The following is a 25175-nucleotide window of genomic DNA, read 5'->3' as shown; positions in this document are numbered from 1 at the left end:
TTCGTCGTGACCCTCTCGCTGCTCGGCGGCACTATCGCGGGGTTCTTCCTGCTCGGTGATTCCTGGCTGCAGATCGTCCTCGCCGCGATCCTGGCTGTGCTGTTCACCCAGATCGCCTTCCTCGCACACGACGTCGGACACCGCCAGGTCTTCACCTCCCGACGTACGGCACAGATAGTCGGCTTGCTGCTGGCCGATGCTGGTATCGGGCTGAGCTACGGCTGGTGGATCGGCAAGCACACCCGCCATCATGCCAACCCGAACCACGTCGACGACGACCCAGACGTCGGCGTCGGTGTGATCGCCTGGAGCGAGGAACACGCCCGCGAACGGCGCGGGGTTGCCGGCCGAGCGTTAGCCGGATGGCAGGCATTCCTCTTCTTCCCCCTATTGCTTCTGGAGGGTCTGAATCTGTACGTCTCCGGAATCCGCGCCCTGTGGCAGCGCGGTGTCAAGCACAAGGGCCTGGAGGCGCTGCTGCTCGGGTTGCACACGGCGGCATGCCTGTCGGCGGTGTTCCTCGTGCTGTCCCCTGGCAAGGCGCTGGTCTTTCTTGCCGTCCACCAGGGCATCTTCGGGTTCTACATGGGGTGCTCGTTCGCACCCAATCACAAGGGCATGCCGCTGCTGGAGGAGAAAATGGACTTCCTACGCAAGCAGGTGCTGACGTCCCGGAACGTCCGTGGCAGCTGGTTCGTCGACCATGCCCTGGGCGGCTTGAACTACCAGATCGAGCACCACCTGTTTCCCAGCATGCCCATGCCGAACCTGCGCCGCGCCAAACCGCTCGTCCAGGCATTCTGTGACGAACACGGCATCCCTTACCATGACGCCGGGCTGTTCCGTTCCTACCGCGAAGTACTCACCTACCTCCACCAGGTCGGCGCCTGCCTCCGCAGCCCTCAGAGCACAAACTCATGAGGCGGAACGGCCCCAGATCCGACCCTGAACGTGGCCGTAAGTCCCATCCAGCAACCACCGCGCCACCGGTGTAGAGCAGCGCAACAGCCGCAGGTCTATGGTCCGTAGCTATGGCGGAGGTTGTCCTGCGGGTCCGGCTCACCAGCGGCGATCACCTGGACCTCACCTACGACGAACCCGACATCCTTGAGGCAGATCAGGTGATCGAGCACGTCATCTCACAGCTCGCCCAAGACACCGGAGTGCTTCGCGCCAGACACGGCGACCGACTCGTCGTGCTTTACGGCCGAGGCGTAGCCGCCTTCGAAGTGGCCCCTCGCGGCGCTGTGCTATGACCGGAATCGGGGGGTCGAATACGGTTGGCGTGCGCGGTCCGTTGGTTCGCCCAGACCGCGGCTGCACCGGCGGCGACCGCGCTGGCGCTAAAGGAATGCGCGCCGGGTGACGTCGCTCCTCGGGATTGCGGCATCGCAGTGTGGCGCCGACCGCAGCGGAAACCCTTGTTTTCTTCGAAATTCTCCAGCCTGACGTACGGCTCGCTGCACGAAGCCGATTGTCTGCGAGCAGAGCATTCCCACCCACCGATCAGCCCCGGCGAACGCGTCGATCACGAACGCCGTGTAGACGAAACGCCTATCAAACAAAGGAACATAGGTGAATCGGCGACCTGCTGCCGGTTCGGCGCGGTGGCGTGGAAGTTACGACGAACCAGATTCGGCGCCCGGGTCGCAGCCGGGTCCGCAACGGTTGTCATCACCTTCCTCGCACGCGTGATCCCTCGCCAGCCGTGGTCCCGCATCAGCTGCTCGATGGTGCAGCGGGCCACCGGAACGCCCTGGCGCTGCAGGTGAGCCCACATCTTCAGGCTCCCGTACAGCGACCAGGCCGCCGGCGCCCGTCCTCGTCCGGCTCATAGATCCCACGCCCGCAGCGAGGTGAGTCGCCAAGAATCCGTTGACGACGGACGAAGTGAAGTTCTATCGTTATTAGGGATATATTTACTGTATTTGGAATAGAAAGTCTGCGTGGGAGGCGCGATGACTGGGCGTACCGCCGAGGTGGCCGTTGTCGGTGGAGGGATCCTCGGGATGGCGTGCGCGTACGAGCTCGCCTCGGCCGGCGTCCAGGTCGTGCTGTTCGAGCGGCGCGCCCTCGCGGGCGGCACGACCGGCGGCTCGGCCGGGGTCGTCTGCCTGCACGACATGGGCGAGCTGTACGCCGTGATGAGCCTGATCGGGTACGACCGGGTCGTCCGGCTGCACCGTGACCACGACCTGCCGTTCCACCAGTACGGCTCGTTCACGTACTGGCGCGCGGGCCAACCGGCGCCGGAACCGTCGGCGTTCTCGCTCGCGTACGACACCGGGCCGGACGGCATCTACCACCGGGAGCTGCTCACCGCCGACCAGGTGAGGACGCGGTTCCCGTGGGTGCCCGACGACATCGACGGCGGAGAGCTGTTCCCGAACCAGGGCTTCCTCGACCCATACGCCCTGGTCGACCTGTACGCCCGCCTCGGACGAGAGACCGGCCGGCTCACCGTGCTGCCGGGCACACCGGTGCTCGCCATGGAGCACGACGGATCCCGGGTCACCCACCTCGTCACGCGGCGCGGGGCGTACTCCGTCGGCGCGGTCGTCAACGCCACGGGGCCGTGGGGCGCCAAGGTCGCCGGGCTCGCCGGTGCCGACCTTGAGCTCGTTCCCCAGCGGATCCAGGTCGCCGTCGCGACCGGCTACGACGACGGGCTGGAGTGTACGCCGTTGACCGGCTGGCCGGAGGCCGTCGACGGCGCCGGAGGCTGGTGCCGCGGTGAGGTGGGCGACACCCTGCTGTTCGGGCAGCACCAGCACCTGCCCGACCCGGCGTACACCGTCGACCCGGACTTCACCGACATGGCGAATGACGACGACTATCCCGCGAAGGTCGCCGCCATGATCCGCCGGCACTGGAAGCTGCCGACCGCGCGCTTCCTGCCCGGCTGGAACTGCGTGTACGGCATGACACCAGATGGCTATCCGCTGGTCGGTACGTCCGGACCGCTGACCAACCTCGTCCACGTTCTCGGCTGTAACGGCCACGGCATCACCCTGCACCCCGGACTGGCCAAGGCGGTCGTCGCGCGGGTGCTGGACGACCGGACCGTCATCGACATCGGGGACGTCCCCGGCGCACCGGTGTCCCTGGAGACCGGCTGGCTCGACCCCGATCGGTTCGGCGCCGGCCGTGAGATCCGGTTCGACTTCTCCGGTCCCACTCCGACCGACCGGCTGGTCGCACGTAGGTAGATCCCCGCATCAGGATCGATCGAGAGGCACCTCCATGACCAACCTCATCTCGCGTCGCAGGTTCGTCCACTTGGCCGGTGCTGCGGTCGCTGCCGCTCCAGTCCTGGCCGGATGCTCGGGTGGTTCCTCGGGTGGCGGCGGCGAGGGTCCGATCACGTTCTGGAGCGGATACTCGACGACCGACTCCAACGACAAGTCCAAGAAGCCGGAGGATTTCTGGATCAGCCAGGCGATCCGGCGGTTCACGAAGAAGACCGGGATCCAGGTCCGAGTCGAGGCCCTGCCCGCCGACGCGCGCATGTTCACGAAGATCAGGACCGCGAGCCTTGCCCACACGGGACCTGACGTGGCCAACGTGTGGTCGGGGAGCTATCTGCTCAGCATCGCGCCGTTCCTCGAGCCGATGCGGCAGTACTTCGACGACCGCGAGTACGACGCGCTGTCCGGCTGGGCGGCGGTCACCGAGGGGTTCGACCCGAAGCGAAGCGATCGGATCCTCGGTGTGCCCAACGGCACCGACGGCGCGATGGTCCTGCTCTACAACGCCGACCTGGTGGAGAAGGCCGGCGTCGACGCTTCGAAGTGGCCGCAGGACTTCGACTCTTGGATCGCCGACCTCGAGAAGATCAAGCGCTCCGGGGTCACGCCGTTGACGCTCGGCAAGTTCGCGTACGTGTTCTTCACGTACGACACCTGGCTGGCCCAGGCCGCCGGCGGCCCGCCCGGGATCGGCGCGCTCAACACCGGCAGGAATTCGTTCACCGATCCCGCGATCGTCGACGCGACGACGAAGTGGCTGCGGCTGCGCGAGTTCTGCGCCAAGGGCGCACCGACGACCGAGGACAGCCAGGCGCTGCAGCGGCTCTACAACGGTAGGGCCGCGATCAGCGTTGGTGGGGCGGCGGCCATTCCCCAACTGCGGGAGAGGCTCGGCAAGGCCGCCGCGGTCGCCAAGCTTCCCAACGTCGGACCGGACGGCGTCGACGGCGGCACCGTCGGCGGGTGCGGTAGCGCGTTCATCGTCTCCAAGGACTCCCAGCACAAGCCCGAGGCGGTGGCGTTCATCAAGCACCTGCTCAGCGCCGACGAGCAGAAGCGGTACGCCGCCACCGGTGAGTCCGGCCCGTTGGTCGGACGCACCGACCTGAGGGGCGTGTACGCCGACGAGCTCGTTAACCAGGTGCAGGCCTGGGGAGTCGAGCCGACCAACACGTTCTGGCCGGACAACACGTTCTCCGCCGAGCTGGTCAACGAACTCGGCACGCAGGCCCAGCTCGCTTGGAACGGCGACATCGACGCCGCGGAGTTCCTGTCCCGGTTGAACAAGAAGCGAGACGCCATCAAGTGAGACGCCTCCCCGTACGAGCGGCCAGGTCCTCCGGATCGGCCGGGTTTCTCCCTGGCGGCCAGAGGACCCGGGCAGCGCGACACCCTGCTCGCCTGGCTGACGATCGGACCCGCGGTCGTTGTCCTCGCGGTGCTGCTGTGGTACCCGACGTTCTCGACGATCTGGCACAGCTTCACCGACTGGAACGGCGCCACCGGCACCTGGATCGGGCTGGCGAACTACGCCGATGCGCTGCTCGGCGGGCAGTTCTTCGAGCTGTTCCGGACGAACCTCGTCTTCCTCTGCTCGATCCCGCCGCTGCTGCTGTTGTGCGTCGTGGTGGCAGTGGCGATCTACGACCGGGTGCCCGGCTGGCGGGTGTTCCGGTCGGTGTACTACCTGCCGACGGTGCTCTCGGCGGCCGTGGTCGGGCTGCTGATGCGGATCCTGTTCAGCCCCGACGGTGCGGTCAACGGCGTCATGAACGCGATCGGTCTCGGGTCGCTCGCGCAGGACTGGCTCGGCCAGACCGTGACGGCGTTCGCGGTTCTGCTGACGGCGTTCTACTGGCAGACGCTCGGTCAGGGCGTGGTCATCTTCCTCGCCGGACTCTCCACGATCGGGCCCGAGCTGATCGAGGCCAGCAAGGTCGACGGCGCCGGTTGGTGGCGGCGGCTGTTCTTCGTCGTGCTGCCCCAACTGCTGCCGACCGTGGCGTACTTTCTCTTGACGAACGTCATCTATGTGCTGGTCGACCTGTTCGGCCTGGTGTTCGTGTCGACCGGTGGCGGACCCGGCCGGTCGACCACACCGATCGACTACATGATCTACCTGACCGCGTTCCAGGAAGGGCGGCTCGGCGCGGCCTCCGCGCTCGCCGTGCTCCTGCTGGTGATCGCCTTCACCTGTTCGTGGTTCCAGGTACGCCTGATCGAGAGGCTGGGCCGATGACCGCTGCCAAACGGATCGGCCGCGGGCTGACCACGATCGCGCTGAGCCTGGTCGCACTGGCCGCGGTGTATCCCATCCTCTTTATGGCCACGGGCTCGTTGAAGCGGTCGTTGGAGTTCATGGACGACCCGATCGGCCTCCCGCGGAACTGGCTCAACTTCGAGAACTTCATCGCGCTCGGGAACCGCTTCGACGTCGTCCGCATCCTCGCGAACACCGCCGGCTATGCCGCCTGCGCGCTGGTGGTGACCCTCGTACTCGCGGTTCCGGCGAGCTACGCGCTCGCCAAGCTGCGGTTCGCTGGCAGCCAGGTGATCCTCGGCCTCGTGGTGGCGAGCATGGGCATTCCGATCATCGCGATCCTGGTGCCGAACTACCTGTTCTTCGTCGGGCTCGGGTTCGGCGACTCGCCGGTGTCGGTGATCGGCATGTGGGTCGCCCGCGCACTTCCCGGCAGCATCTTCCTCATCACCGCGGTGATCCGTGTGCTGCCAGACGAGCTCATCGAAGCGGCGAAGGTCGACGGCGCCACGTACCGGCGGGTCATGCTCGACATCGTTGTCCCGTTGAGCGTTCCGGGCTTCGTCACCGCGTCGATCTTCAACCTGACGGGGTGGTGGAACGACCTGCTCGTGCCGCTGGTGTTCCTGCATAGCGACGAGAAACAGACCCTCACCGCGAGCATCGCGAGCCTCGGTCAGCGGCTGGCCGGCGCGGACTACCCGTTGTCGATGGCGGCCCTGCTGGTCTCGTCGGCGGCCCCGATGCTGCTCTACGTCGTCCTGCAGAGCTATGTCCGGCGCGGGCTGGTGATGGGGTCGGTCAAGTGACCGGGTTGCGCCACGGCCGCATGAACTCCTGCGGGGACGGGATCCGCGCCTTCCAGGCCTCGGCGAGTCCGGCGGTGCGCATCGCTGTTCAGGTCGAACGAAACGGGTGCGTGCTCGGTCATGTCAGGCCCAACAGTGGCAGGGATTCGCGATGGATCAGCTGCTCGACCTGGTCGGCGTCGAGCGGGTCGAGACCGGGGATTCCAGGTACGGCGGCGACCCTGCGGAGACCCTCGATCGACGCGTCGACGGTGGTGAACGGATAGTCCGATCCGAACAGTAGCTTGGGCCAGACGCCGTAGTCCTGGACCAGCCGGAGCGCGTGCCAGAGCTGGAACGGCGTAGTGCAGGGCCGAGACGTCGGCGTACACGTGCGGGTGTTTTCGGATCACGGCGATGCACTCGCCCTCGAACGGGTGGCCCAGATGGGCGAGCACCATGCGGAGCCCGGGATGCCGGATCGCCACCTCGTCCAGGTGGACCGGCAGCGCCCAGCGCAGGGGAGCGGTGCGGACGAACGTGGTCCCGGTGTGGACCAGCAACGGCAGGCCGTTCCGCTCCGCGTACGCGTAGAGGTCGTCGTAAACCGGGTCGGCCGGATCGAAGCCGGCGTACATGGGCATGAGCTTGATCCCCCGGAGACCGAGGTCCCGATGCCCGTGCTCGAGCTCGTCCCGCCACCCCGGCTGGGTCGGGTCGAGGGAGAGGAAACCGATCAGCTCCGGATAGGCCGCGGTGTAGTCGGCCACGGCCCGGTCCGGCACCCACAACCCGCTCCGCATCGCCTTGCCACCGACCACGATCGTGCGCGTGTCGGGTGGGGCGGTCGAGGCGTAGTCCTCGTAGCGCACCAGCAAATCCACCTCGCCGGCACGCGCGCGGGCGGAATCGCCGCGGAACGGTTCGCCGAGCTGGTCGTAATGGTCGAACAGGTGGCTGTGGACGTCGATGATCACCGATCTGGTCGGCTCTGGTCGCGATCCTCCCACCCGGGGGCGAACAGGTTCCAGAATCCTCTCCGTGGCGGGTGCTCGGCGAACACCTCGTCGTGCAAGGTGATGCCGAGCCCGGGCGCCGTGGGAATCCCGACGTGCCCGTCGACGATCGGCAGCGTGCCGCTGATCGCCTCGGTCACGAAGTCCTCCAGCATGGCGTCGAAGGTTTCGACGATCTTGAGGTTCGGCAGGCCCAGGGCCAGGTGGATGGTGGCGGTGGTGCAGACGGGTGAGTTGGAGTTGTGCGGCGCGACCAGCATGCCGTGCAGGTCGGCGGTCCCGGCCACGTGGCGGATCTCGGTGAACCCGCCGGCCATGGACAGGTCGGGTTGGACGATGTCGACGGCACGCGTGTCGAACAACCGTTGGTATTCGTACCGATGGTGGAAATGCTCGCCGCCCGCGATCGGAAACGCGGCTCTGGCCCGAAGTTCGTGGTAGCGCTCGATGTGGGTCCAGGGCAGCGGCTCCTCGAGCCAGCCTATTCCGTACGGCGCGAGCGCGTCGACGATCGCCGCCGCTGTCGGGAACGAGAACCGCGCGTGCGCCTCGACGAACAGCTCGGTCCCGGGACCGATCGCCTCCCGTACGGCGGCGACTAGTGAGACCGCCTGCTCGAGCTCCTCGGGCAAGAGTTGGCCGTGCCCCGCACCGAACGGATCGAACTTCAACGCCCGAAACCCGCGCGCCACCGCCTCTCTCGCCTTGCCGGCAAAGGACTCCGGCGTACGGTCGCCGGTGTACCAGCCGTTGGCGTACACCGGAACGCGATCGCGGACGGCACCACCGATCAGCCGGTACACGGGCAGTCCGAGGGCACGCCCCATCAGGTCGTGCACGGCCTGGTCGACCCCGGACGCGACGATCCCGCCGATGTCGCCGCCGCGGAAGTAGTCGCCCTGGAACATCCGCTGCCAGATCTCGGTCACGTCGAACGGGTCGGCGCCAAGCAGGTGCCGCGCGCCCATCGCTTCGGCGAGCAGGCAGGTCTCGCGTCCTCGGTACGGATGGGTGATCTCGCCGATGCCGACGAGACCGGCGTCCGTGTGCAGGCGTACGAAGGAGAAGTCGCGCCACGCCGTCCCGAGCGAGAGCGTCTCGACCCCGCTGATCCGCCCGGCCGGCCCGGTCGGTCGGGACCGATCGACCGTCAGCATGCCGGTTCCTCATGTGCGCTGCCCATCGTGCTCACTCCAGTGGTCAGCGTGGCGCCACCGTCGAGGACCGTCGCGTCGATTGCACGGTCGGCCGCCTCGAGCAGGCGGTCGACGTCCTGATCGGTGTGCCGGTAGCTGACGTGCGAGCGCTTGAGGTTGAGCGGCAGCTCGAACAGGCCGTCGGCGATCAGGTTCCGGCGATAGCCGATGAACCGTCCGACGTCGTTGGCGAGCAGGTCGGCGTAGGTCCGGGGTCGCGGTCCGGTCATGAAGTACGCCACGAACACCGAGCCGTACCCCGTCACCTGAGCCGGAACGCCCTTTCCCGCGAACAGCGCGGACAGCCCGTCCCTGATCCGGCCGCCGAGTGTGAACACGTGTTCGTGCACAGGCTCGGTCTGCAGCTTCGTCAAGGTGGCGTTGGCGGCGGCCGCGATGCCCGGATGCCCGTTGTATGTCCCGGCGAAGAACACTGGCCGGCCCGGTATGGTGCTGAACTCGTCCATCAGATCCGCTCGCCCGCCGATCGCGCCGAGCGGGTAACCGTTCGCGATCGCCTTTCCCAGCGTGGTCAGGTCCGGTGTGACGCCGCTGATCGCCTGCCAGCCACCGAGGTGGTGTCGGAAGCCGGTGATCACCTCGTCGAAGACCAGGATCGTGCCCGCCCTGGTGGTCTCCTCGCGCAGCGCCTGCAGGAACTCCTGGTCGGGCAGCAGCGCGCCGACATTGTGGGGGACTGGTTCGACGATCACCGCCGCGATCTGCGGGCCGTGGTCGGCGAATGTCCTGCGGAGCACGGCGATGTCGTTGAACGGCAGGACGAGCGTCGCGTCGAGCACCTCGCTCAGGATGCCCGTCGAGATCGGGTCGCGGCGCCCGATCATCTCCGGCGCGGAGATGACGTTGAGGCTCACCGCGTCGTGCCAGCCGTGGTAGCAGCCCTGGAACTTGACCACGAGACGCCGGCCGGTCACCGCCCGGGACAGCCGCAGGGCATGGAACGTGGCCTCTGACCCGGTCGACGTGAGCAGGCACCGCTGGAAACTCGGTACCAGCTCGATCAGCCGCTCGCCGAGCTCGATCTCCTCGGGCGTGACTCCGACGCCTGCGAGGTCGGTCCGGGTCAGCGCGGAGATCACCGCGAGAGTGACGTCCGGGTCGTTGTGGCCGAGCAGGGGCGGGCCGAACGCCGCATGGAAATCGACGTACTCCCTGCCGTCCGCGTCCCAGAACCGCGCCCCGTCGGTCCGGCTGATCACCAGATCCTCCAGGCCCGGGATCGAACGCTGGCCACTGCTCACCCCGCCCGGCATGGCGGCGCGGGCACGAGCGGCCAACTCGGCCGCGCTTCGGAGTCGGGTCGACGACATCTCTCTCACGCGAGCGGCGCTCCTTGCGGTCGGTTCTTCGTTCGTACGCAGGGCTGTCAGGTCAACGGCGCCTCGCGCCCGGGATCCACGCCGATCCCCGCAGTCCAGGTCCGTGGGTCGGGAACCGCGAGCCAGGCACCGCCCTGAGCGATCGAGTGCTCCGAGACCAGACCTGGCAGTGTCATGTCGAGAGCGGCGTAGATGTCGATCGGAGGCCTCTCGCCGGCCTCGATCGCGGCGACGAAGTCCCTGACCGGCCAGGAGTCCGCGCCCCAGTGGCCGGAGCCGTCCAGCGGATCGGCGTACTGCTCGGGCAGGAACTCCTCGACGTAGCGGTCGATGGGTTCCCACGTGTTGTCCGGTGTCCGACCGTGGACATGGACGCGACCCGGCTCACCGGCTCGCCCGGCCTCGTACGCGCCACCCGTGCCCTGGATCGAGAAGTAGTCCATCAGGTGGGGCCGGTTGGACAGCAAATCAAGTCGCGTCCGGATCAGCGCGCCGCGGGCGGTCCGGCCGAGCAGCAGAACGGTGTCGGAGATGACGTGCTCGGGATCGGTGTGGCGGCCGGTGCCAACGCAGCTGACCGCGGTGATCCGGTCGTCCAGCCACGACAGCAGTGGGCCGAGGCTGTGCGTGGGGTAGGTGTGGCCGTCGCGGCCGACCTGCCAGTGGTAGCGCCAGGTCGGCGCACCGGACGGCGTGGTGTGCCAGGACTTCATCTCGTGCAGGTACTCGGATTCGGCGTAGTAGAGGTCGCCGAACACGCCCTTGGCCACCATGGCACCGACGACGAGGTTGGGCCGCGTGTAGCCGTAGTTCTCCGCCAGCATGTACGTCGCGGTGTTGCGCCGGCAGGCCGCAAGGAGTGCCTGCGCCTGCTCGAGGCTGACCGCCCCCGGCACCTCACTGAGCACGTGCCGGCCGGATTCGAGGGCGTGGATCGCCTGCGGGGCGTGGTACTGCTGCGGGGATGCGACGACGACCGCGTCCACCGTGTCGACCAGCTGCTCGTAACTCGCGGCGGTGACGATCCTGTGCTCGGCGGCGAAGCGCTGGGCCGCGTCGGCGTCCGGGTCGTACACGGACGTGAGAATCGCCTTGCCGGCAAGCGATCTGAGACCCGCGAGGAATCCCTCACCCCGCCTGCAGCCGGCCACGCCGACGCGGAGTGTCATGGCCGGGCCCGTTTACGGGCGACGTCCGCCAGCGCCGTGAAAATCGCCGACCAGCGCGCCTCATGCGACGGATCGCGGTACTGCGGGATATAGCCGAGGCCGAGGTACAGCGTGATCGCCGCCAGCCGGTGGTCCTCGGTCTCCAATACCGAGCACGCGAGTCCTCGCGCAACGAAGTCCCGCAGCACCGCGACGGTGACCGCCGCGCCGAGGCCCTTGCCCCGTACGGCCGGATCGGCCGCGACCCAATGCAGGTAGCCGGCATCGGGATACTGCTCGGGGAGCAGGCGCGCCGACGCCGTCGCGACGATCCGGTCGCCGTCCCGGACGACGTACGTCCCTTTCACGGTCGGGTCGTCGACGAGATTACGGCGTACCCGGTCGACATCCCAGTCCTCGGCGAACGCCGCGTCGAGCACCCGGGCAAGCTCTGTCAGGTCGGCGCTGGTGGCGACACCCACGTCGATGGCGAGGTCCGGCAGGGTGTCCAGAGTGGGACGACGCAGCAGCAGCGAGTCCATGGTAATTATTTTCTGTATTTAGAATGTATAATCGGTAATTTGAATATACTGCTCCGGTTGAAGGAGCGTCAAGGCGCGACAGCGTAAGAGGGATGGAACGCCGTTGCCGCACCCGGACGTATACCCGGCAGCGCATGCTGCAGGGCTGCGGCACGACAAGGGCATGACTGGAGGCGGAATGGCGCAGCGGCCACCCGAGGCAGGATCGGCATCGACCAGGCGGAGCCTGCAGGTGCTCGAAGCGCTGGTCGAGTCCGGTGAGCCGATTAGCCTCACCGACCTCGCCGCGCGGTGCGGGATGGCGGTGACGACGTGCTGGGCGATCACGGCCGCGCTCGAGTCCCAGGGCTACGCTCAGCGCACCGTTGTCGGCCGCAGTCATCTCTGGCGGCCGACGCTGAAGCTGTACAGCATGGGCATGGCCACCTTGCACCGCGTGGAGCTCGGTGACGAGAGTGCCCCAGTCCTGAACCACCTGCGCGACAACGTCGGACTACCCGCCCACCTGGGTGTGCTCGACGGTGCACAGGTGGTCTACGTGTCGAAGGCGGCCACCACCAGGATGGTGCAGTTCAACACGTTCCCCGGCCGGATGTCGCCATACAACCACACCGCGCTCGGCAAGGCGATCGCCGCGTTCTCGCCCGAGGCCAGGGCGGCGGAGCTGATCGAGCTCGCGACGCCCGGCACCGGGCCGAAGGCGAAACGCTTGTCGAGAAAGGAACTTCGCGAAGAGTTCGCGATCATCCGCGAGCGCGGGTACGCCATCGAGGACCAGGAAGAGGAGCCCGGCATCGCCTGCATCGCCGCTCCTGTCGTCGGTGACGACGGCTACGCGGTGGCGGCGATCGGGGTGACCGGCCTGGAGCACCAGATCCTCGGCGAGAGTCGGGCGACGATCACCGAGTCGGTGGTCGGCGCGGCGGACACGTTGGCCCGCCGGACTCGCCTGCGCGGTAATCGCGCAGGGCTTTAGTAGTACTTTGCTAGGTGTCGTTCTGCCTTCTATGGTTGAAGTTCTGAAAATCCCTCCTCGGCGCGGCCGACGACGAAACTGACTGATGAAGTGACTTGCGGTCGGCGCCAGGCGGGTGTCGAACTTCTGGAGTTCGTGGAGCGCTCGCGCCGACGTCGCGGTCTAGTACCGGCGTTGTCGGCCGCTGATACCGATCCGGCGCTGACACAGAGTCGGAGGAGCCGTCAGCCCGGGACCTTGAACGAGTCACAGGCTTCGGCCGCAATTCTGAGGGCCCCGTCATCCCAGGCCTATTGGGCATCGCTGCTCAAGTCCCCGGGTGGCGGGGAACCTCGTCGAGCGGTTCCTTCGTGGCTACACCATCCGCTGAACCGGGCTTCGCCAAACTCTGCCGGTACCCGGCGATCGGTCACCATTGCCGCGCCCGCCGAGGTACCACGGCTGCTGCTGACCGCGGTTGCCGCAGGCGCTGGTTATCTCTCACATGTTCGGGTGAGGGAACGGGAATGGTGGCCGTGTCAAGGTCGGCGTGTGATCCGACATCGGACCGCGAGGGGAAGCGCCGAATGACGGAATTCGCGCCTGTGCCCGAGTTCGCCACGGGGCCGGCAATCCCGGAGTCCGGTTATCGTGTCACCGAACTGGGTGAGGGTGCGTACGGCATCACCAGCGGAATGGTGAACACCATAATCGCGACACTCGTCACTACAGCGAGTTGAATCGGCAAGGCACTCTTCCCATCAAGGTTGACGAGCCGGTCTTTCGGACGCCCTGACCGAGCGCTATCCGGTTGCTTCTCCAACCGATTGGCAGCCTGACGAGCGGACGCAGTTTCCGCGACCTACTCAGTCGTCCCGGCCAAGCCGACGTCTCTACCTCAGATGACGCCGCGCGAGGTGCTGGTTGTCCAAGCCTTCGAGCTGTCCACCGGACCGTGTGTTCATGCACCACAAGCCGGGCTCCGCGGAGCAGTGTGGGCACGGCCTCGACAGCACTCGTGCGAGCGTTGCGAGATCGGCAGTCGTGTAGCCGTACCTCGCGGCCAGGTGGCCATCGAACACCCAATCGAGCCGGCCGGAGTCGATCAGGTTCTCGTCGTTCATCGCTCCACCGCGATGGCCAGGAGATATCCGAACATCACGAACACCGCGAACGTCCCAATCTTCCACCAGCGCACGTCGTCCCTCCCCGCTCCAAGGGCCCGGCGGCGCCTCCGGCCGCCGGGCCTGTTTCATCCGGCTGCCGCCATGGGGGTGAGCGACGGCGTGCCTGTCAACCGATGGCAGTGAGGACTTCTCGCTCCCGTTCCGGCCTGGGCAGCCGCTGACCAGGCGCGAGCTCACTGGAGGCAATCTGACCTCGAATGAGATCCGCGAGCTGGCGGAACAGCGGCCGGTCGGCGCGTGGATCGGGCGGCTCGGGTCTCCACTACGACGTCGCCGACGGGAGGCACCGAATACCGCCGACCGGGCTGGAACAGCGCGTCGACATTCTTCGGGCCTCGCGGCATGGGTGGACGCCAGGCAGGGACGGGCTGCTGGGAGACGGCGAGCCCATCGGGTGACCGGAGGCCCTCGACCGTAGCTTGAGCTGACAGCTCTTTCAGGAGCTGGCCTACCGGTGCCGCTAGTCCGTGTTGCGGGCTTCCCAAAAGCCTGCGACACGGGGCCGCATCGATAGTTACAGCCGTCGCCCGCTATCAACCTGATATTCGCGAAATCCATTCCGAAAAGGCTTGGGAAAAGGAATGATATTGAGACCTGTCGTCGATAGCATCCCTCGCTTCGACCATCGCAATCGCCTCGGCGCTCCGACCCAAGAAGGCCAGGGCAATCGGTACCCGGTACTCGGGCAGCAAGAAGCCATGACCCTCATGCTCTAAGTATTCAGCAATTCTCTGCAGATCCACCTTCTCCTTCATCCATGGGAGACCATATTCATTCACGGCGGCAGCAATCTCATTCGCCGTGACTTCAGGTTTGTCGAAGGCATTGAAGATCCACGGAGTGTAGGTATTACCGCCTGGCATAATCAGATACAAAGGAGTGCTAATGGTGGGTGCTCCGTATCTCTTGAATCGCAGGCTCAAAAGCTCGTCGAAGGCTCGCTCCACTGATTGATGCCTGACCCCTACGACCGGAAGAACCTCGCACACGCCCTTGGGGTAGTGCTCTGTCGCAGTGTTGAGACCCACCCAGCCTAGGACGCCGCTAGCGAGATCTATCGTGAATCCAGCTTCTCGTTTGCGGAATCCAAGCTCACCTAGTGGGCCTCTGACAGCTGCTTCCAATGGCGATACCATGCGCGTATCGTACCGGATTCGTCAAGCTACGGCCGCCAGACTATCCAAAACGGTATTGGGCCAACATCTACCCCAACCCTGAATCCTGCCTCTTCGGCTCGCCTCCCTCGTGGAATAATCTGTTCGTTATTCGTTCCGGCGAGCCTTCCAAGAAGCTTCTCGAATGCCTTCTTCTGGTTCTCTGACAACCTAGCGAATCGACCAGTCTTTACCTCTAGGAGCACTCTCTGCCCATTAATGAGAGCGCATGCGTCCATCCGAATTCGGACCCCTCCGACATCGAAGGTACGTCAATCCCCTGGAACCGTCCACGGTTCCAGGGGATTGACGTGACCTCGACGTCGTAGCCGCGGTTGCTCCAGCTCACGGGGTAATCGCGTGGCGCGAGCCGAGGGTCTGACGGGTCGAGCCCGACCGCCGTCGAGCCACCGGCCCGGCGGTGTGCCCGCGACGTTGTAGCAGCGGGTCAGCGGGGTCGAGAGGGACCTGTCGCAGTCGCCGACCGTGCCCAGCAGGTACTTGTAGCCGTCGCCAGCCGGCATCACGTGCATTGAGACCGTCACACTGCAAGGTGAGCCTAGCGGTCGCGTCGGGCCCGGCGCGCTCCTATGCTGCGACGTATGGTCAGGGATAATGCGGCGGCGGGGCTGCTCGGGGCGCGAGATAACGACGAGGTAGCCGACGGGCTCTTCGCGTTGGCCAAGCGGTCAGGGCCAGACCTGCGCATCCTGCGCTGCGACGGGACTGAGAAGGATTTGCTTGCCTACAGTCGCTCTCAAGGTCCCATCCAGCGCGCGCTCCGAGATCCGGAACTGCTGGCGGAGGACGGAGACCTCGGCTGCCAGGGGTGGAAGTTCCGGGGGCGAGCCGGGAGACCTGCTGCTCGGGGTGTTCGGCACGCGCGGCAAGTACGCGGTCGACTTGGTTCCTGTTTTCGACGTCGAGCGCGGGCATGACGGGTTCGACTTGGTTGCTATCTACGACGATGAGGCAGACGTCGTTATCTCCCCACCCGTCGCGCTCGAGTCGGTCTACAAGCTGATGAACGAACCGCTATCGCCGCGGTGGCGCGCGCCGTTGGAGGGCGAGCGAGCATGGGACCTGGTCGCGGCCCTTGCCCAGGCTGTCCGGGAGCGGACCGTGCTGGGAGACGAAGAGCTGAAGAAGAAGATCGCTGGATGCGACAAGTGGAGCCGGTCGTCCACCAACCGGGAGGCCGCCATCCTCGCCGCAAACGGTATGTGCGCCGCCTGCGACCGGGGCTACGGCGCTCACTTTGGGCTCTTCGCGCTCGATGTGCACCATCGCTCGTCGTTGGGCAAGACCAAGGGAAGGTCGGTCAGCACACAGGTGGACGACCTGGACGTTCTGTGCCCGACGTGCCACCGACTGATCCACCGGCTGCCGGACGAGGCAAGCCCGCTGGAGGCGCTGCGAACGCAGCTGGATGTGTTCCTCCGCGGCCAATGAGCCGACGTTCGTCCCTGCCTCCGCTCTCCGACGACGATCAGAATGGCCGGCTCTGCGTCCCGACGGAACGCAGCGAGCAGGCTCGGGGTGACCTGTCCTTCTAGCGTGGCCGAGCTTGCTTGGTGAGCCGGCAAATGCCATGCGCCACGCGCTCGAAGTCGTCGTACGTTGCAGCAGCATGGTCTGGGGCGATGGCGCACATGTGCGCAGTGATCATCGTTCTGATCGAGCAGTTGCAGGCATTGCCTGGCGACGCGTGCGTCCAGGCGAGTCAGCAAGCGGTAGGGCTGCGGTAATTATGGCCGTCGCCACGCATCATCGCGTCCCGAGCCGACTTCGGCCGCGTGCTTGAGAACTTGTGCGATACCGGCTTGATCGACATGCCTGACCGGTCACGACGCGCGTACGCCGCGATGACTGCGCAGAGCATCGAGGTGCCAGTGATACCCACCTTCGTGGCAGACGACGTCACTGCCGAAGCAACGGCTGGGTTGCTCGCCAACAAGGTGGACGCATCGCGGTCTGTCCGGCCGCACTACGCCGACACCGAGGGAGCTGCCCGATGGCCGTTAGCGGAAAGGGCGCTCCTCTCGGTCTTGATCTACGGGCTCCACCCATTCACCCTGGCGATGACTTTGTGTCACCCGTCAGAGCGATTTGTATGGGCTGTCTGGTTGATGACGATCTCATCGACCGGAGAATGGGGGAGCGTCATGGCGGCGCACCGGTCCAATACAAAGATCCCCCAGCCACGTGCGATACGCGGATCAGCTGCCGAGTTCCTTGAAACGGTCGAGGAAGCGGTCGCAACATTTGGAGCGACAGTCGCGCCGCTACTTCGGGCGGGAATCGGTCAGGCTGAAGCCAACTTGACGTTCGCCGTCGAAACGCTTCTTGGAACGGTAACGAGGAAGCTGGGGCTTGACCTGCGGGCGCACCGGGAAGCTGCGGATCGCTTCCTAGGAGTTCGCCCAGACCTTGCGATCGACGTTGGTGGAGCGAGCACGGGGGTCGTGGAGCTCAAGGCGCCGGGTATGGGTGTACCCGGTTCGCCCCGCTGGGGCAAGGCCAGGGACCGTAAACAGTGGGAGAAGCTCTCGGCGCTGCCGAACGTTCTGTATACCGATGGGTCTCATTGGGCGGTCTATCACTTCGGCGAGCGGTCTGAAATCGCGATCCTTGAGGGGGATCTGGCGCGGGCAGGTTCCAGGCTCCGTCCGAAGGACAGCAGGTTCGCCTCGGTTCTAAAAGACTACCTGCTGTGGAAACCGACTCCTCCGCGCGATCTGCGCGGTCTGATCAAGACGTCGGCGCGGTTGTGCCACCTTCTTCGTGAAGACGTCGGTGAGGCCCTACGACGTGAGCGACAATCGGGCGACAGTCCCTTGCTGTCTGACCACGTCGCGGACTGGCAGGAGTGGTTATTCCCAGACCTGACTGACCAGGAGTTTGTCGATGCGTACGCTCAGACAGTCACGTTCGGATTGCTACTCGCCCGACGTGAGGGTGTCCCGTTCGAAGGCCTGGAGCTTCCCGACATTGGGGAGAAGCTCGCCAAGCGCCATCTCCTGGTGGGGCGGGCACTTTCACTACTGACTGCTCGGCCAGGGCGCGGGCCGAGCATCGAGGATCGCAGCATCGTTCTTCAGACCATGCGGCGGGTCATCGGAGTCGCGGACTGGGCGCAGTGGCCGACGGCAGGGACGTACCACTGGCTGTACGAGGAGTTCCTCGAAGCTTACGACCCTCTGCTTCGTCGCAAGACAGGTGCGTACTACACACCCGCAGCGGTCGCAGACTTCATGACGAACTTCGTCGACGAGGTGCTACGGGCGAAGCTCAAGATCAGGCGGGGACTTGCCGCCGACAACGTGGTGGTGCTGGATCCCGCAATGGGAACTGGGACCTTCCTGCAGAGCGTGATCGATCGGGTAGCCGATACCGTCACCGGCGAGCGCGGTGATGTACCGGCCTCCTTACGGGACCTTCTCCCACGACTGATCGGGTTCGAACGTCAGATAGGACCCTATGCCGTTGCTGAACTCAAGCTCGACCAGGCTCTCGCTGCGCATCACACCGAAGCGAAGGACGAGGACTTCCGACTCTATGTCGCCGACACTCTCGACGACCCCATCGGCATGCCGATACCCCGCCGATCCCGTCCCTATCGGCCGCTTGTGGATTCACGCATAGCCGCGAACAAGGTGAAGACCGACGAGCGGGTCATGGTCGTGCTCGGGAACCCACCCTACCGAGCTATGGCGAAGAAGTTCGGGAAATGGGTGCTGGATGGTGGGCGCCGTAAGAGGTCATTGCTGGATGACTTCCGCCAACCAGGGAATGGCAAGCACGAGTACAAGCTTCATGACCTTGCTGTCTACTTTTGGCGCTGGGCTTTATGGAAGGCCTTCGAGTCAACAGCGGACCAGCCAGCGGGTGTCGTTGCGTTCATCACGACGAACGCGTACCTCAACGGGCCAGGCTTCGCGGGGATGCGCCGCTACTTGCGGCAGCAGGCCGACTTCGGATGGATCATCGATGTCTCACCGGAGGGCCATCAGTCAGAGGTGAGGACCCGAATATTTCCTGGTGTTCAGCATCCAGTGGCTATCGGTATCTTTGCGCGTTCCTCGGAACCTCGGGTCGATAATCCCGCACGGGTTCGTTACCTTGCGGTGGCGGGTAGCCAACTGGAGAAGTTCAATCGTCTGGCTTCGATTAACCTTACTCACGGTTCATTCCTTGACTGCCCGATCGGTTGGGATGCGCCTCTACGTCCAATGCAAGCTGGCGACTGGACCAGATTTCCGACAATCGACGACCTCCTCCCGTACGGATCGCCAGGCGTAAAGAGCAACCGAGCATGGGTCCATGGACCAAGCAGCGAGATCCTCGGTGAGCGGTGGAGGGAGATCATTCGCGCCGACCCGTCTAAAAAACGCAGTCTTCTGAAGGAGACGAGGGATCGCACAATCGATAAGGTCCTACCAGCGTTATCGGGTGAGCATTCAAGACCGACGCTCAGGCAGGAGGTCAGTCGCAAGCCAGCAATCGCACGATTAGGATTTCGAAGCTTTGATCGACAGTACCTCATTGCTGATCAGCGGGTCATAGACCGTCCGCGTCTTGACTTGTGGCGTATCGCTGGGCCGCGTCAAGTCTATCTGGTCACTCAGCTTCGGGAGCCGCTAACGAACGGCCCTGCCGCCGTGTTCAGCAATGACATACCCGACACGCATTACCTGCACGGTCGCGGCGGTCGTGTCATGCCCCTGTACCGCGATCCGGCGGGTCAGACCCCCAACGTCGCGCCGAAGCTGCTCGCTCTGCTCAAGATGCGACTCGGCCTCAAAGTCGGTACTGAGGACGTGGTGGCGTATTTGGCGGGCATCGTCGCGCATTCCGGGTACACCGAGCGCTTCCGCGATGAGCTTCAACAACCAGGCGTACGAGTACCGCTGACGGCGGATCCAGGGCTCTGGCGCCGGGCTGTAGGGCTAGGTCGGCGGGTCATCTGGCTACATACGTATGGAGAGCGGTTCGTCGACGCGAGCGCCAACAGACCGAGTGACGAGCCAATGCCAGGCCGACCAGGGGTGCTTGTCCCCATACCGGGGAGCGAAGAGGAGATGCCTGACTCGATGACCTACGACGAGTACAGCCGAATCCTCTGGGTGGGTTCTGGTCAGATCGGCCCGGTCAGCCCGGCCGTGTGGGCATACGAAGTCTCCGGGATGAGAGTCATCAAGCACTGGTTCGACTACCGCAGGCGCAACCCGAAAGGGCGTCGCGGTGGATCGCCGTTGGACGACCTGACGGTTACCCGTTGGACGGGAGCTGTGACCGAAGAGCTTCGGGATCTTGTCGCTGTCCTCGAGGGTTGCGTCGCTCTGGAGCCGGAGCAGGCTGATCTGCTCGAGCGGATCGTCTCAGGTCCACTCCTCACAACAGACGACCTTGAAACTGCCACGGTCATTCCGCCTCCGCGTGATGCGAGGACCGCCGTGCCGTCTGATGACCCACCCACTCTCTTCTAGCGCTCATAAGGCCAGGCTTCCTCGGGTCTCGAGCGTTGAGTTCGACGAGGCTACGGTTCGAGTTCGGCGATGTCTGCCGAAGGACCAGCGACCTGTGCCACGTATGCGATCTCCCTTCGGGCGGTGTGGTCTTCCGGCATGACCTGGCGGGCTTGGCACGGAGCCTGCCGCCTCGCCCCGCTCCGGCTAGTTGACGATCGGAGGAGGTCAACGACTGCCTGAAGTCGTGGCCGGTGAAGGACGTGCCAGGCATCGGGCCGGTCCAGGCCGCCGAACTCACGCCGAGAACGGCGCCGCAGTCCGGGCTAGTGTCGATGTTCGAACGCCTCGGCTTCGTGCCAACGCAGCGCAACGGTCAAGCCGGCGTCGTCATGCGCTTCAAGGTCTGAATTCCTGCTGTCGAGCAACAAACAGCTGAGCGTTGCGGCGTATGCGCGGCGAAATTCTGCGCGTGTCGGCGAACGGGCAGGTCAGACGGCAGAAGCCGGCTTTCTGTAAAACCGTCGGCTCAGCCTACGCAGGTTCGAACCCTGCACCTGCCACAACCAGCACAAACAGGCCTCTGACCAGCGAAGGTTCAGGGGCCTGCGCCGATCCCTGTTGATCATCATTTGTGGGCGCATCGTGGGCAGGACGGCATGCGGGTTTGGTCGGTGGACTGGCGTCCCTTGACGTGCTGTGTGGTCGAATCGTGGCCACCAGAGTAGGGATGTCCCGGCGCTTAGAGCAGATTGGTACGAACCTCGGCGACGGCGGCAAGGGCAGTATCGAGCATGTCTCCGCCCGCCACGCTGCCTTCTCCCCACAGTTCGCGCCACTCGGAGCTCTCGCCAGTTACGCGGTCCAGCGCTCGCACCGCTTGGGCCAGGAGTTCGGGCGTTGGCGGGGCGATGACGATCTCGTCGGTGCCACTGTTGAGGGGCTGACCTGCACGTGCTGCGGCTACAGCTGCGGCCGCCACGATCGCCATCTGGCCGTCGTCGATATCGAGGTAGTCCTGGCTGCCTGCGGCGGTCTGGAGCGTTTGGCGGATGAACCTCTCGCGATCTTCGGGATCGCACTGCCTGAGTTCGGTGAGGAAGTCCAGGGCGCCGTCGTTGTCGAAGACTCCAGTGCCCCATGCACCCATCAGATCTCCCATCCCAGGCCGAACTGGCAAGGGATCTCAGCACAACCCCACGGACGGCTGCAAGGTGCGTGGTGCTTCTGTCACCCGAACGGGGCCAGGGAGGGACGTCGGCAGCGTCAACCGGAAGCCATGAGGGCGTCGACTGCGCCGGTCAACGGAATGCGTTCCTGCTCCATCTGATGGCGCTACCCCCACGGCTCCGGACGCGCCCCGTGGGCCACCCTCAACTTCAACCGCACGCAAATCGTCGAAATCGCCGACGTCGTAGGACAACCACAACCAATCGACCCCGCCGGCCTCGCCCCGATCTACCTCCTAGCAAGACATCCCAGCTGACCATCCGTAGACGACGGCACGACCAGTGTTCGGGCATATCTGCTTCACCAGACAGGACGTGCTGTCCGCCGTCCGCGTCGCGCTGGCCCAGCGAGCCCGGGGGAGCGGTGACGATCGATGCGCGTCGTTCGCACGCCATGAGCCACCGCCGGTCGCCGTCCACGGAGCCTATGTGTCAGCTTCACAAGGCACTCGCGCTCGGAATGAGCGACCCGCACGTCGAGCACCTTCGCCGCCGGGTGGCGGAGGTGTAGATCCGGGCGGGACGCCGCGTCGAGTCGAGCGCTCCTCGAGTGGACGCCGGGTCGACTCCTACGTGCGGCGGACCCGGAGGACCGCCGCTAGAAGGTGAGAACCGCCCGGACAAAGTTCACGGGTGTTCGTGCGTTCGTGGCCCGTCGGTCCTCCGCTGGCCGTAGCTTCGGTCCACGTCTCAAACATTGATCATCCGGAGGTACGTATGTCTGCTGGGAGTTTGAGTCGACGCAACCTGCTGCGAGCGGGCGGGGTCCTGACCGCCGGTGCGGCGGTGACCATGCTGCCCGAGGTGGCCTTCGCCGAGCCCGGCGCGGACACCACGACCCAGACCCGCACCGTCACCGGCACCTTCCCGCTGAGCATCTCCGACTGGTTCTACCTCCCGGTCAAGGTGCCGCAGGGCGTCAACCAGATCGATGTCGTCTACTCCTACGACAGGCCCGCCGTTCCGCCCGGGACGCGCGGGAATGCCTGCGACATCGGCATGTTCGGGCCCGAGGGCATCCAGCTCGGCAACCAGAACGGGTTCCGCGGCTGGTCCGGCGGCTTCCGGGACCGGTTCTCGATCAGCGCGTCGGAGGCCACGCCCGGCTATGTGCCCGGCCCGATCAAGGCGGGCACCTGGCACGTCATTCTCGGGCCCTACACCGTCGCGCCGCAGGGCCTCAACTACAAGGTCGACATCACGCTCTCGTTCGGCCCGCAGGGCAAGGCGTTCGAGCCCAACCCCGCTCCGACGAGTGCGCTGGCCAAGCAGCGCGGCAAGGCGTGGTACCGCGGCGACTCCCACCTGCACACCGTCCACTCCGACGGCAGGCGTACGCCGGACCAGCTGGTGGCCGCGGCCCGCGCCGCCGGCCTGGACTTCATCACCTCCACCGAGCACAACACCCAGAGCGCCCAGCTGCATTGGGGTAACTACGCCACCGACGACCTGCTGATCCTCAACGGAGAGGAGGTCACCACCCGGTCCGGGCACTGGCCGGCGATCGGGCTCCCTGCGGGGACGTGGGTCGACTGGCGCTACCGCGCCTCCGACCCGAAGGACTTCCGCAAGTTCGTCAACGACGTCCACGACGTGGGCGGCCTGGTGACCGCGGCGCACCCATTCGCGAACTGCTTCGGCTGCACCTACGAGTACGCCTACGAGCTGGCGGACCTGGTCGAGGTGTGGAACGGCCCGTGGGACCGCGCCGACGAAGCATCCGTGACGCACTGGGACGGTTTGCTGCGTGGCGGGCAGTGGATTCCGGCGATCGGCAACTCCGACGCGCACAACCCGGACCACATCGTCGCGCTTCCGCACACCGTCGTGCTCGCCGACAGCCTGGCGCGCACGGACCTGATGGCAGGACTCAAGGCGGGCCGGTCCTACCTCGCCGAGTCCACCGCGGTGTCGCTGGCGTTCACGGCCCGCGCCGAGGGTCGCGAGGCCGGCATCGGTGAACGCCTGCGCGCGAGCACCGGGACGCCCGTCACGGTCGAGGTCACGGTGAAGGGTGCGCCCGACACCACCGTGGTGATTAACGACCAGCTCGGCCCGGAGCGGAGCGCGACTGTGCCCGCGAGTGGTGAGGCGACGCTGACCTGGACCACCTACCCGCGCTACACCCGCTGGGTCCGCGCCGAGGTGCGCCGCACCTCCGGTGGCCCCAACAGCACCACCCCGAACGCCATGGTGGCGATGACCAACCCGATCTTCATCGGCGACGAGTGACCCGGCTGGGCTCCGTCGCCGGTTCACCACGAACCGGCGACGGAACCCGGGGACCCCGGACGCCACGACCTCGGCACGATGTGGCCATCCGGGCACGTGTGGGTCGTGGAAGGGTGGGGGCATGACGACAGCCGGCAAACCACTGAAGTTCGCCGTACTGGGACTAGACCACCCCCACATCCTCGGCCTGGTACGCGGCCTGACCGAAGCGGGCGCGGAATTGGCGGGTCTGTGGAGCGAGACCGACACCAAGCTGACCGCTGCCGTCGCAGAGCAGGCCCCCGAGGTGCCGCGGGTCGCCGACGCCAGACAGCTGCTCGAGGACCCGAGCATCGCGTTGGTCGTGACCGCGGCGGTTCCCGCGCGTCGCGCCGAGATCTCGGTGGAGGCATTGCGCCACGGCAAGGACGTGGTGGCCGACAAGCCGGGCGCGATCACCCTGGACCAGCTGGCGGAGGTGCGCGCGGCGGTGGCGGAGTCCGGCCGGTTCTGGTCGGTGGCGTTCTCGGAGCGGACGGACTCGCGCGCCACGCTCCACGCGCGGAAACTGATCGAGGAGGGCGCGATCGGCCGGGTCGTCCAGACGGTGGGGTTCGGTCCGCACCACCTGCGCCCGGAGACGCGGCCGGCGTGGACCTTCGATCCCGGGCTCGCGGGCGGCATCCTCGCCGACATCGCGTCCCACCAGGTCGACCAGTTCCTCTACCTCACCGGTTCGACGTCGGCCGAGGTGGTCTCCTCCACCGTCGGCAACTTCGCCCACCCGGACCGACCTGGGTTCGAGGACTTCGGTGAACTGGTACTACGCAGCGATCAGGCGCAGGGTTACGCGCGGGTCGACTGGTACACGCCGGCCGGCCTCGGAGTGTGGGGGGACGTACGGCTCACGGTACTCGGGACCGAGGGCTACATCGAGGTACGCAAGCACATCGACCTGCTCGGCCGCCCCGGAGGCGACCACCTCTTTCTCGTCAACGGCGAGGGCACCAACTACCTGCGCAGCGACGACCTCGAGCTTCCGTACTTCCCCGCGATCCTCGCCGACGTGGTCGAACGCGGCGACAGCGCGATTCCGCAGGAACTGGTGTTCACCGCGACTGAGATCGCCCTCACCGCCCAGCGCGACGCGAACCGGGTGGGCAACCTGCGGTCAACTTAACCCGGCCCTGAAGGACCGGGCTTGGAGGTAGCGCCCAACTGGCTGCTGGGTTGGCTCCTGCGTCCAGACACTCCTTATGGGGTGGCAGGGACGCGTGACTCACGCCCCGCAGTCCACACAGCCTCGCCCTTGCGGGCGATGTTGTGGGAAGCGTTCCGGTCGGCGTGGGCAACGACCCCGCAGTTCCGGCAGATGAAAAGCCCCTGGTCGACACGGTTGCGCTTGTCGACGTGGCCGCACTCGGAGCACTGCT

At 66.0% G+C, this 25175-nt stretch carries 21 protein-coding genes and 1 pseudogene; 12 read left to right on the top strand and 10 right to left on the bottom strand.

Going from position 1 to position 25175, the window contains the following annotated elements; all coding sequences use genetic code 11:
• Positions 1-6: 6 nt before the first annotated feature.
• A complete protein-coding gene (locus B141_RS0124790; protein ID WP_020577884.1) occupies positions 7-921 on the top strand; it encodes a fatty acid desaturase family protein in 915 nt (304 codons plus the stop codon).
• Between the two features lie 110 nt (positions 922-1031).
• Entirely contained in the window at positions 1032-1256 is a 225-nt protein-coding gene (locus B141_RS0124785) for a hypothetical protein (RefSeq protein WP_020577883.1), read from the top strand.
• Positions 1257-1367: 111 nt separating this feature from the next.
• On the opposite strand, the pseudogene B141_RS51640 reads toward B141_RS0124785, so the two are convergent.
• A pseudogene (locus tag B141_RS51640) lies at positions 1368-1842 on the bottom strand (IS3 family transposase); the annotation flags it as partial.
• Between the two features lie 116 nt (positions 1843-1958).
• On the opposite strand from B141_RS51640, the gene B141_RS0124780 reads away from it, so the two are divergent.
• The 4 genes from B141_RS0124780 (at position 1959) to B141_RS0124765 (ending at position 6317) form a co-directional block, all read left to right on the top strand.
• Positions 1959-3209, top strand: a complete 1251-nt coding sequence (locus B141_RS0124780) for an NAD(P)/FAD-dependent oxidoreductase (protein WP_020577882.1) — start codon at positions 1959-1961, stop codon at positions 3207-3209.
• Between the two features lie 34 nt (positions 3210-3243).
• Positions 3244-4557: an ABC transporter substrate-binding protein gene (locus B141_RS0124775; protein WP_020577881.1), complete on the top strand. Its 1314-nt coding sequence runs from the start codon at positions 3244-3246 to the stop codon at positions 4555-4557.
• Positions 4558-4686: 129 nt separating this feature from the next.
• Positions 4687-5487, top strand: coding sequence for a carbohydrate ABC transporter permease (locus B141_RS0124770; protein WP_020577880.1), 801 nt, complete (start codon positions 4687-4689; stop codon positions 5485-5487).
• Positions 5484-6317 carry a carbohydrate ABC transporter permease gene (locus B141_RS0124765; RefSeq protein WP_020577879.1) on the top strand — a complete coding sequence of 278 codons (834 nt, stop codon included), beginning with the start codon at positions 5484-5486 and terminating at the stop codon, positions 6315-6317. The genes B141_RS0124770 and B141_RS0124765 overlap by 4 nt, the downstream gene beginning before the upstream one ends.
• Here the strand turns inward: B141_RS0124765 and B141_RS42535 are convergent.
• The 5 genes from B141_RS42535 to B141_RS0124735 are packed head-to-tail and all read right to left on the bottom strand — an operon-like array spanning position 6278 to position 11538.
• Positions 6278-7273 carry an amidohydrolase family protein gene (locus tag B141_RS42535; RefSeq protein ID WP_202805899.1) on the bottom strand — a complete coding sequence of 332 codons (996 nt, stop codon included), beginning with the start codon at positions 7271-7273 and terminating at the stop codon, positions 6278-6280. The genes B141_RS0124765 and B141_RS42535 overlap by 40 nt on opposite strands.
• Positions 7270-8469, bottom strand: coding sequence for a mandelate racemase/muconate lactonizing enzyme family protein (locus B141_RS0124750; protein ID WP_020577878.1), 1200 nt, complete (start codon positions 8467-8469; stop codon positions 7270-7272). Before B141_RS0124750 ends, B141_RS42535 begins: the two co-directional genes overlap by 4 nt.
• Complete coding sequence (locus B141_RS0124745) at positions 8463-9839, bottom strand: aspartate aminotransferase family protein (RefSeq protein ID WP_020577877.1); 1377 nt, start codon at positions 9837-9839, stop codon at positions 8463-8465. Before B141_RS0124745 ends, B141_RS0124750 begins: the two co-directional genes overlap by 7 nt.
• Before the next feature lie 56 nt (positions 9840-9895).
• Positions 9896-11017, bottom strand: a complete 1122-nt coding sequence (locus B141_RS0124740; RefSeq protein ID WP_020577876.1) for a Gfo/Idh/MocA family protein — start codon at positions 11015-11017, stop codon at positions 9896-9898.
• Positions 11014-11538, bottom strand: a complete 525-nt coding sequence (locus tag B141_RS0124735) for a GNAT family N-acetyltransferase (protein WP_020577875.1) — start codon at positions 11536-11538, stop codon at positions 11014-11016. The genes B141_RS0124740 and B141_RS0124735 overlap by 4 nt, the downstream gene beginning before the upstream one ends.
• 163 nt (positions 11539-11701) lie before the next feature.
• Here B141_RS0124735 and B141_RS46060 point away from each other — a divergent pair, with 163 nt between their 5' ends.
• Positions 11702-12514 (top strand): IclR family transcriptional regulator, encoded by an 813-nt coding sequence (locus tag B141_RS46060; RefSeq protein WP_084678495.1) that lies wholly within the window; start codon positions 11702-11704, stop codon positions 12512-12514.
• Positions 12515-13386: 872 nt separating this feature from the next.
• On the opposite strand, the gene B141_RS0124720 is transcribed toward B141_RS46060, so the two are convergent.
• Both B141_RS0124720 and B141_RS49590 read right to left on the bottom strand, forming a co-directional pair.
• The gene (locus B141_RS0124720) at positions 13387-13617 is read right to left on the bottom strand and encodes a zinc finger domain-containing protein (RefSeq protein ID WP_020577872.1); all 231 of its coding nucleotides are present in this window, start codon (positions 13615-13617) and stop codon (positions 13387-13389) included.
• Positions 13618-14213: 596 nt separating this feature from the next.
• On the bottom strand, positions 14214-14708 hold the full coding sequence (locus B141_RS49590; RefSeq protein WP_157181254.1) for a hypothetical protein: 495 nt from the start codon (positions 14706-14708) through the stop codon (positions 14214-14216).
• Between the two features lie 867 nt (positions 14709-15575).
• On the opposite strand from B141_RS49590, the gene B141_RS0124710 reads away from it, so the two are divergent.
• The 3 genes from B141_RS0124710 (at position 15576) to B141_RS49585 (ending at position 20712) form a co-directional block, all read left to right on the top strand.
• The gene (locus B141_RS0124710; protein ID WP_157181253.1) at positions 15576-16286 is read left to right on the top strand and encodes a hypothetical protein; all 711 of its coding nucleotides are present in this window, start codon (positions 15576-15578) and stop codon (positions 16284-16286) included.
• 344 nt (positions 16287-16630) lie between these two features.
• Entirely contained in the window at positions 16631-20323 is a 3693-nt protein-coding gene (locus B141_RS42525; protein WP_020577868.1) for a type ISP restriction/modification enzyme, read from the top strand.
• Positions 20324-20556: 233 nt separating this feature from the next.
• A complete protein-coding gene (locus B141_RS49585; protein WP_020577867.1) occupies positions 20557-20712 on the top strand; it encodes a hypothetical protein in 156 nt (51 codons plus the stop codon).
• A 332-nt stretch (positions 20713-21044) separates the two neighbouring features.
• Here B141_RS49585 and B141_RS0124690 read toward each other — a convergent pair whose 3' ends face one another.
• Positions 21045-21452 carry a DUF4259 domain-containing protein gene (locus B141_RS0124690; protein WP_020577866.1) on the bottom strand — a complete coding sequence of 136 codons (408 nt, stop codon included), beginning with the start codon at positions 21450-21452 and terminating at the stop codon, positions 21045-21047.
• An 811-nt stretch (positions 21453-22263) separates the two neighbouring features.
• Between B141_RS0124690 and B141_RS0124680 the strand changes: the two genes are divergently transcribed.
• Together B141_RS0124680 and B141_RS0124675 are read left to right on the top strand one after the other, a co-directional pair.
• The gene (locus tag B141_RS0124680) at positions 22264-23763 is read left to right on the top strand and encodes a CehA/McbA family metallohydrolase (protein ID WP_020577865.1); all 1500 of its coding nucleotides are present in this window, start codon (positions 22264-22266) and stop codon (positions 23761-23763) included.
• A 121-nt stretch (positions 23764-23884) separates the two neighbouring features.
• Positions 23885-24922 (top strand): Gfo/Idh/MocA family protein, encoded by a 1038-nt coding sequence (locus tag B141_RS0124675; protein WP_020577864.1) that lies wholly within the window; start codon positions 23885-23887, stop codon positions 24920-24922.
• A gap of 74 nt (positions 24923-24996) precedes the next feature.
• On the opposite strand, the gene B141_RS47750 is transcribed toward B141_RS0124675, so the two are convergent.
• Positions 24997-25175 (bottom strand): zinc ribbon domain-containing protein (locus B141_RS47750; RefSeq protein WP_157180821.1); only part of this gene is annotated, 179 nt, incomplete at its 5' end.

The organism is Actinopolymorpha alba DSM 45243, assembly GCF_000373925.1.
GTDB lineage: Bacteria > Actinomycetota > Actinomycetes > Propionibacteriales > Actinopolymorphaceae > Actinopolymorpha > Actinopolymorpha alba.
Note: the sequence above shows the minus strand (reverse complement) of the source record. Positions and strands in the feature narration are given on the sequence as shown.

Coding starts and splice junctions, on each gene's coding strand:
- B141_RS0124745 (WP_020577877.1), bottom strand. CDS start 9,839: ATGTCGTCGACCCGACTCCGAAGCGCGGCCGAGTTGGCCGCTCGTGCC.
- B141_RS0124775 (WP_020577881.1), top strand. CDS start 3,244: ATGACCAACCTCATCTCGCGTCGCAGGTTCGTCCACTTGGCCGGTGCT.
- B141_RS0124785 (WP_020577883.1), top strand. CDS start 1,032: ATGGCGGAGGTTGTCCTGCGGGTCCGGCTCACCAGCGGCGATCACCTG.
- B141_RS0124750 (WP_020577878.1), bottom strand. CDS start 8,469: ATGCTGACGGTCGATCGGTCCCGACCGACCGGGCCGGCCGGGCGGATC.
- B141_RS0124720 (WP_020577872.1), bottom strand. CDS start 13,617: ATGAACGACGAGAACCTGATCGACTCCGGCCGGCTCGATTGGGTGTTC.
- B141_RS0124780 (WP_020577882.1), top strand. CDS start 1,959: ATGACTGGGCGTACCGCCGAGGTGGCCGTTGTCGGTGGAGGGATCCTC.
- B141_RS0124675 (WP_020577864.1), top strand. CDS start 23,885: ATGACGACAGCCGGCAAACCACTGAAGTTCGCCGTACTGGGACTAGAC.
- B141_RS0124735 (WP_020577875.1), bottom strand. CDS start 11,538: ATGGACTCGCTGCTGCTGCGTCGTCCCACTCTGGACACCCTGCCGGAC.
- B141_RS46060 (WP_084678495.1), top strand. CDS start 11,702: ATGACTGGAGGCGGAATGGCGCAGCGGCCACCCGAGGCAGGATCGGCA.
- B141_RS0124690 (WP_020577866.1), bottom strand. CDS start 21,452: ATGGGTGCATGGGGCACTGGAGTCTTCGACAACGACGGCGCCCTGGAC.
- B141_RS0124765 (WP_020577879.1), top strand. CDS start 5,484: ATGACCGCTGCCAAACGGATCGGCCGCGGGCTGACCACGATCGCGCTG.
- B141_RS0124740 (WP_020577876.1), bottom strand. CDS start 11,017: ATGACACTCCGCGTCGGCGTGGCCGGCTGCAGGCGGGGTGAGGGATTC.